This is a genomic window from Acetatifactor sp. (assembly GCF_982438285.1).
This window is the reverse complement of the sequence record NZ_CEWDFQ010000133.1, coordinates 1-7,824: the sequence shown is the minus strand read 5'-3', so window position 1 is coordinate 7,824 and position 7,824 is coordinate 1. Positions and strand designations below refer to the sequence as shown.

At 51.8% G+C, this 7,824-nt stretch carries 7 protein-coding genes; all 7 read left to right on the top strand.

Annotated elements, in window-relative coordinates; genetic code table 11:
* The coding region (locus AC1WIP_RS08170) for a glycoside hydrolase family 9 protein (protein WP_481141384.1) at positions 1-1,989 on the top strand (1,989 nt) is incomplete at its 5' end.
* Between the two features lie 104 nt (positions 1,990-2,093).
* A complete protein-coding gene (locus tag AC1WIP_RS08165) occupies positions 2,094-3,188 on the top strand; it encodes an ROK family protein (protein WP_481141383.1) in 1,095 nt (364 codons plus the stop codon).
* A gap of 25 nt (positions 3,189-3,213) precedes the next feature.
* Positions 3,214-4,335 (top strand): amidohydrolase family protein, encoded by a 1,122-nt coding sequence (locus AC1WIP_RS08160; RefSeq protein ID WP_481141382.1) that lies wholly within the window; start codon positions 3,214-3,216, stop codon positions 4,333-4,335.
* Positions 4,335-5,093 carry a glutamine amidotransferase gene (locus AC1WIP_RS08155; protein ID WP_481141381.1) on the top strand — a complete coding sequence of 253 codons (759 nt, stop codon included), beginning with the start codon at positions 4,335-4,337 and terminating at the stop codon, positions 5,091-5,093. Before AC1WIP_RS08160 ends, AC1WIP_RS08155 begins: the two co-directional genes overlap by 1 nt.
* Before the next feature lie 97 nt (positions 5,094-5,190).
* Complete coding sequence (locus tag AC1WIP_RS08150; protein ID WP_481141380.1) at positions 5,191-6,798, top strand: N-acyl-D-amino-acid deacylase family protein; 1,608 nt, start codon at positions 5,191-5,193, stop codon at positions 6,796-6,798.
* A gap of 14 nt (positions 6,799-6,812) precedes the next feature.
* Complete coding sequence (locus AC1WIP_RS08145) at positions 6,813-7,283, top strand: RidA family protein (protein ID WP_481141379.1); 471 nt, start codon at positions 6,813-6,815, stop codon at positions 7,281-7,283.
* The coding region (locus AC1WIP_RS08140; protein WP_481141378.1) for an alanine racemase at positions 7,273-7,824 on the top strand (552 nt) is incomplete at its 3' end. The genes AC1WIP_RS08145 and AC1WIP_RS08140, both read left to right, overlap by 11 nt.

Here is a 7,824-nt window from a genome sequence, read left to right as displayed (position 1 = left end):
CACAACCCTACTGTGCGTGCAGCCTTTATCAGCAATGGTGAAGTAAAGATACCGGACGTCTATTCAAGAGAGGGTTGGAACGCCATAAACCTCAAGAATTTCCAGTGGAATACCTGTACCTGGGAAATTGACTCCATCGCCCATGACAAAATTGAGGAGGTATCCTTTATCATCCATCGTTACGGAAAAGAGGTTTCAAGCGGGGACGAGCTGGACTATGAGCTGTGCGATATCCGCCTGCAGAGAGTGGAGCCCAACGTGGTGAGCGGATGGCAGTGCAAGGAGGAAACGGCTGTGTACTCCACCACAGGATACCTTGTGGAGGGCACAAAGACTGCGGTGGCAAACACTGGGGCAAAGGAGTTTTCCATTGTGGATGCCCAAACGGGAGCCCAGGTATTTTCCGGGCCGGTGGAGACGGTCAAGGTATTTCACGGAGAGTTTCAGGTGCTGGATTTCAGCCCATTGAAAACAGAGGGAAGCTACAGGATCGTCATGGGAGGCTTTGAGAGCGGAACATTCTGCATTGCCAGGGATATTTTGGAATCCACCGTATGGAAGCTGATGAATTTCTTGTTTGGGGAGCGCTGCGGCTGCCCTGTGCCCGGGAAGCATGGAACCTGTCATCAGGATGTGATCGGCCGCCATCGGGATGTGACCATGGTGTATGCGGGAGGCTGGCATGATGCTGCGGACGTAAGCCAGGAATCCCTGCAGACCTGCGAAACCGCCCACGCCCTGATGAGCGTAGCACAGACCGTGAAGGAGGAAAATCCCATTCTGGCCGCACGGCTTTTGGAGGAAGCCCAGTGGGGACTTGATCTGGTGCTGCGCACTCGCTTTGGCGACGGCTATCGGATTACCGGAGCCGGAATGCGCCGCTGGACCGACAATCAGATCGGCAGCTTCGACGATGTGGAGGCCCGGGTGTCCAACAATTCCTTTGTGAATTTTGCCATGGCAGCCTGTGAGGCCGATATGTATCAGGGCTTTCAGGAATTTGACCAGCCCCTGGCATGGAAGTGCCTGGATGCGGCAAAGGAGGATTTTGACTTTGCCTATGCGCGTTTTTCCACCACAGGAGTGGAAACCTATCAGATGATGGAGCATGCCCACGGCTCGGCCTTGTCCCAATATTATGCGGCGGCTCTTTGGGCGGCGTCCCTTCTGTATCAATACACTGGAGAGGAACGCTACGTTGAGAGAATCCATGAGTTTGCGGACGCACTGCTTTTATGTCAGGAGACGGGAGAGGGAGAGCTTCCCATGAAGGGCTTCTTTTACCGGGACGAGGCTCACTCCCAGATTATGCACTCCTCCCATCAGTGCAGAGAGCATCTGTACGCAGAGGCTTTGGTGGCCGCCTGTGAGGCGCTTCCTGAGGATTCCCGCAAGGCGGACTGGGAGAAGGCGCTGCATTTATACAGTGGGTATCTGAAGGAACTGATGCAGTACAACGCGCCCTACGGTATGATCCCGGCGGGAATTTATGAGATGAGGGAGATTTATGATAAGGAGGCCTTCCGCCGTGTCCATGAGGACCGGGTGGTGTATGAGGAGGAAATCGACAACTATGTGGAGCAGCTTAAGAACGGAATTCCTCTGGGCAAGGATTGTTATATGAAGGCCTTTCCGGTGTGGTTTTCTTTCAGAGGCAATTCCGGTGTGCTTTTATCCATGGGAAAATCCGCTACCATTATGGGACGGTACTTTAATGACGATGCGCTTCTGCAGATCGGAAGAGAGCAGCTGTACTGGACTCTGGGTAAAAATCCTTTTGGACAGTCCCTGATCTACGGCGAGGGGGATCGCTATGGACAGATGTATACGGCCCTTTTGGGAGAAACCGTGGGAGAGCTCACTGTGGGAGTGGAGACAAAGGCGAATCTGGATGAGCCCTATTGGCCGCCTGCCAATATTGCAACCTACAGGGAGGTGTGGACCACGCCGCCCACAAGATGGCTGTGGATTGCGGCAGATCTGATGTGAGAGCTGTTTTACAGATACTTTTCATATATGGTATAATATGGTGATAAGTGGATGAAATGGTAACAGACTTCAAACCTATGCTGATATGAAAAGGGGAGAAAAGTATGCCTTATGTACAGGAAAGCATGAAAGAATTAAACAGGAAAACCGTTTTTGAGCTGGTGACCCAGCAGAGGGAGATCACACGGGCGGAAATCTCAGAGCAGACCAAAAGCAGTATGCCCACCATACTTAAGATCACCAATTTTCTGCAGGAGCAGAAAATCGTCTCCCCGGTGGGCTGTGAGATCACGGCCCGGGGGAGACGGCCCCAGGTGCTTCGGTTTGAGCCGGACGCCCTTTTGGGAATAGGCATTTCCTTTGACGGACATCACGCAGTGGTCTCTTTGGTAAATTATTACGGGGAAGAAAAGAAGTGTCTGGAGCGGGATGTGCGAAAATCCTTTGACGATATGATGGAAACGGATTTCCCCGAGATGATAAAGGAGCTGATTGCACAGGTTCCCAGAGAAAGCGTCAGAAGCGTTGGAATCTGTATGGAGGGCTCTGTGGACACGGAGCGCTGCCAGGTTTCTCTGGGAGGCTTTTCAGAGGTGGTTATGGAAAGGGATGCGGCCGAAAGTGTGCGGATACTTTCCGAAAAAATAAAGCTTCCGGTTTACCTGTTTAACGATGTGAATGCGGCTGCCATAGGTGAATATGTCCTTCGAAAAATGAAAAAGGAGGACCTGGTTTACATCTATGTGGGAGAGGGAACCGGTGCGGGCATTATTTTGGACGGAACGCTCCGCACGGGAAAGCATTTTTACACCGGTGAGATCGCCCATATGGTATTTGACCCGGATTTTTTGGTGGACTTAAAAAAGCCGGGATGGATGGAAGAACAGCTTTCCCAGGCCAACATAAAAAACAGCGCGGACACACAGACAGGACGCATCGACTATGTGGCAAGGTATATCAGCCTTATGGCTGCCAATATCTGTAATGTGATGGACATTGAAAATGTTGTGCTGGGCGGGGAGCTTGTAAAGGAGCTGGGCGACGGACTGCTTGAGAGGATAAAGGAATATTTGTCTCATCTGCAGCTGTTTCCGGTAAAGCTGACCAGGTTTGTCAATGAGCATTCCGAGATGATCGGAGCGGCCTTTCTTGCGCTGGAGGGGCAGCTGACGAATATACTGGCAGATAATGATTCATGAGACGTAGCTATAAGTGGAGGAAGAGATGAAATATCGCGGGAAAATAGTAGATTCGCATCATCATATGGTGGGCGGCTTCGGCGAGGGGCTTGCCTTTTATGAAACATACCAGAAAATGTTGGAGATGGGGAAGCTGTCGGCTATGAATGTGGTTATGATTCCCCAGTGGGGAGAGGAATACATCAGCCAGAACCAGCAGGCCATTCTCTTAAAGACCCTTTATCCGGGGAAATTTTTCTCTTATGCGGGCTTTGACTATTATATGCCCAGGGGGAAAACGCACAAGGATATTGAAAAGCAGGCAAGACAGTATCTGGATATGGGGTTTGACGGCATCAAGATGGTGGAGCTAAAGCCCATGGTATACAAGCAGCTGGGCGGACCTGTGCTGTCCTCAAAGGCCTATGAGGGTATGTGGAGCTTTATGGAGGAATGCGGGGCTCCGGTGCTGCTTCACATGGGAGACCCGGAAACCTACTGGGATATCAACAGAGTGACAAAGATGGCTCTTGAGAGAGGCTGGTTTTGCGGCGACGGCACATTCCCGCCGCTGGAGGATTTTTATGCGGATGTAGAGAAGGTATTGGACAGGCATCCTAAGTTAAACGTATCCCTTGCCCATTTTTATTTTCTATCGGATCAGCCCAAACGGGCAGAGAGGCTTTTGGAGGAGCATCCCTGCGTAAGGCTGGATCTGACGCCGGGCAGGGAAATGTATGAGAATTTTTCCAAGAGACCGGATGAATGGCGGGATTTCTTTATCAAATACCAGGACCGCATTCTTTACGGCACGGACAACGGATGGGGCGGAAGCCAGGACGCCCAGGCAAAATACGATCTTTTGGAGCTGAACGCTTCGGTGCAGCACCGGTTTTTGCAGACGGCGGACTGCTTTGAGGGCTATGGCTTCCAGGTAAGAGGGCTTGACCTTCCCGAAAAGGTTCTGGAAAAGATTTATTATAAAAACTTTGAGCGTATGGCGGGAAGCACCCCTAAGGATATGGATCCCAAAAAGGGACTTGTCTATGTGGAGGAAATGATCGACGTTTACCGGGACTGTGATGTGCCTTATTATGAAAAGGAAATGGCTATGATGGAGTTTGTCAGGGACGAGCTGAAGGCGTTTATCGAACAGGAGAGGCTTTGATGAAAAAATGCAGAATTTTACTGCTGGGGGAGAGCTACAGCGCCACACATACCTATGTGAGAGGGAGAAATTATGTGACTCTGCCCCAGTATGGGCACTTTGGCACGGAAATCGTCCGCATTTTGGAGGGGGAAGGCTTTGAGGTGACACTGATCCTCACACATGATATTCCGGAGAAATGCCCGGTTGGCCGGGAGGAATTTGCGGACTATGACGTGGTTATCTTAAGCGATGTGGGAAGCGATACCATGCTCACCCAAAAACGGGAAGAGGGAGGGAAACGAAGCCCTAACCGGCTGGCAGAGCTTTCCAAGTATGTAAAGGACGGCGGCGGACTGGTGATGATAGGGGGATACTTTGGATTTTCCGGAATCGGAAACCAGGCAAGATATGGCATGACGCCTCTTGCAGAGGCTCTCCCAGTCCAGGTGCTCAACTATGACGACAGAGTGGAATGCCCGGAGGGTGTGTTTCCTGTTGTAAATAAGGAGGATGGGAGCTTTCTTTTTGATGGCGTTTTCATGGAAAGCTGCCCGGCCTTTAACGGCTATAACAAAACAATCTTAAAGGAGGACGCAGTTTTGTTTGCTTCCTTTTACGGGGACCCTTTTCTTGCAGGCAGAGACTTTGGGAAAGGCAGGAGCTTTGCCTTTACCTCGGACTGCGCTCCTGACTGGGCGCCTCTTGAGGTGCTGGCATGGGAAGGGTATCCAAAGCTTTTGTCCAATATTATTTTATGGGCGGCAAGAGCTGTCTGAATGCTTTGCCTTGCAGAGGTTTGGGTGATACAATATGAGAGAGGGACAAGAGGGCAGGGCCAGGAGAGATAAAAAACAAAAGAGAGGATGAAGCTGTTTGAGCAGAATAAAAATCCAGGGGGGACTTCTTTTTGATGGACTGGGGAATCCAGGCAGAAATGCGGATGTTGTGCTGCAGGAGGATAAAATTGTAAAAATCGGAGACTGCGCTGGGGAAGAAGCAGATGTAGTCATCGATGCCCGGGGAAAAATTGTATGTCCAGGGTTTGTGGATATTCACAGGCATCATGACGCAAAGGTGCTGTTTGACAAAGCCTTTGGGCAGACGGAGCTGCGCCAGGGAATCACCACGGCGGTCTGCGGCAACTGCGGCATCAGCCTGACGCCCAGGCCCAGGGAGGAAGAGAGGGCAGCCCAATATTATGCCTTTGAGGAGCCTGTTATGGGGCCTGTGGGACTGGATGGCCCGGTGACCTTCGGAGAGTATATGCAGCGGCTGGATGAGGAGGAGCTGCCGCTTAATATTTCAGCCATGGCAGGAACCGGCACTGTAAAAATCTGTGTGAAGGGCTTTTCCGACACCCCTTATACAAAAGACGAGCTGGAAGCCGCCAGGGCGCTGGTCGAGGATGCGCTTTCCCAGGGAGCCCCCGGCATTTCCCTGGGGATTATGTACCTCCCGGAATGCTATTCCTCCACGGAGGAGTTTGTCTCTATTTTAGAGCCTGTGGGGCGTTATGGCCGGGTGATTACAACCCATATCCGGGGAGAAGGGGACAGTATGGTGGAAAGCGTGCGGGAGGTGATCGAGATTGCCCGCCGTGTGGGCTGCGCCCTTGAAATCAGCCATTTCAAGAGCTGTGGAGTAAGCAACTGGAGGAAGGACATCCATCGCGCCATTGCGGAAATAGAGAGGGCTAGAAACCAGGGCATGGACGTGACCTGCGATTTTTATCCCTATGATGGAGGCAGCACGGCGCTCACCACCATGCTTCCCCCTGTCTTTGTCAGGGGAAATCTGGAGGATGCCCTGGAGCGGCTTGGCACAAGGGAGGGAGTGGAGGAGTTTCGGAAAGCCAGCAGAGTGCTTTATCCGGACTGGGATAATTTCTGTGTGACTTTGGGGTGGAACCGCATTCTCATCAGCGGCACTACTCTTCCTGAAAATGAAAAATTCAGAGGAAAGCTGATGACGGATGCAGCCAGGGAATACGGATTTGCGGACGCGGAGGCGCTGGCTGCTCATCTGATGCACTCTGAGAAGGGAAAGACGGCGATCATCAACATGTCCATGTGTCAGGAAGATATTGATACGGTGGCGCGCCTTCCCTATTCCAATATTATCTCCGATGCCATTTATGCGGATACGGATACGCCCCATCCCCGCATGTACGGCGCATTTCCCAAGGTGATCCGGGAGTATGTGGGGGAGAGAAAAATCTTGACTCTGGAGGAGGCTCTCCGAAAAATGACCAGCCAGCCTGCGGACAGAATGGGACTTAAGGACAGGGGAAGGCTGCTCGTGGGCGCGGCGGCGGACGTTTTGGTTTTCGATCCCAAGCAATTTAAGGATCGGGCCACCTATGCGGAGCCGGCCGTCTATGCACAGGGATTGGATTATTGTATTGTAAATGGAGAAATTGCGGTAAAGCAGGATGTGCTTACGGGAAGCAGAAGCGGAAAGAATCTGCGTGTAAGGCGATGAAGGAGGAAAGGAAAATGGCGGATGTGTATGAAAAAATGAAGGAAATGGGGATCACGCTTCCAGCGCCCCCGCCAAAGGGCGGCGTCTATACGCCGGTAATGGAATTTGGCGACCATCTCCTATACTGCTCCGGCTGTGGAAATGACATTGGGGACGGAAAACACCTGCTTGGAAAGGTGGGCAGGGATCTGACCCTGGAACAGGGGCAGCAGGCGGCCTATAACTGTATGTTAAACCTGCTGGCTAATCTTCAGGATAAGCTGGGAGACTTAAACCGTATCAAACGCTGCGTTAAGGTGCTTGGCTTTGTAAACTGTACGGAAGAGTTCACAAGCCATCCCCAGGTGATCAACGGCGGTTCCAATCTGCTCCTTTCCTTGTTTGGAGAGGAGAAGGGACTTCCGGCCAGAACGGCTATGGGAACCAATTCCTGTCCTGGGAATATACCTGTTGAAATTGAAATGCTGGTGGAATATGATGACTGAAAATCCTTATTGCTTTGCGGGGCAGGATGAGATATGTTCTCCCCAGCTGATTTATTATCCAGAGATCATTGCACAGAATATCGACCTTATGAAAAAGCTGGCGGGGGGAGCGGACCGCCTTTGGCCCCATGTCAAGACCTATAAGATGGAAAAGGTTGTCAAAATGCTTCTTGCGGCGGGAATCAAACGCTTTAAGTGCGCTACCATTGCAGAGCTGGAAATGGCAGTCAGGGCCGGGGCGGAGGCCGCCCTTATGGCATACCCGCTCATAGGGCCCAACATGGAACGCTTTCTTCATATCTGCCGGGATTATCCAGAGGTGTCCCTCTATGCCATGGGGGATGACTCGGAGCAGGTAGAGAAGCTCGGCAGCCTTGCAGGGGAAAATCATATGACGGTGAGGCTTTTGATGGATGTGGACATGGGACAGCATCGGACAGGAGTGGCCCTGGAGAAGGCAGCGGCTCTTTACCGTAAATGGAATCCCTTTGAGGGCATCCGCATGTGCGGCTTTCATTGCTATGACGGCCACCGCCATGAG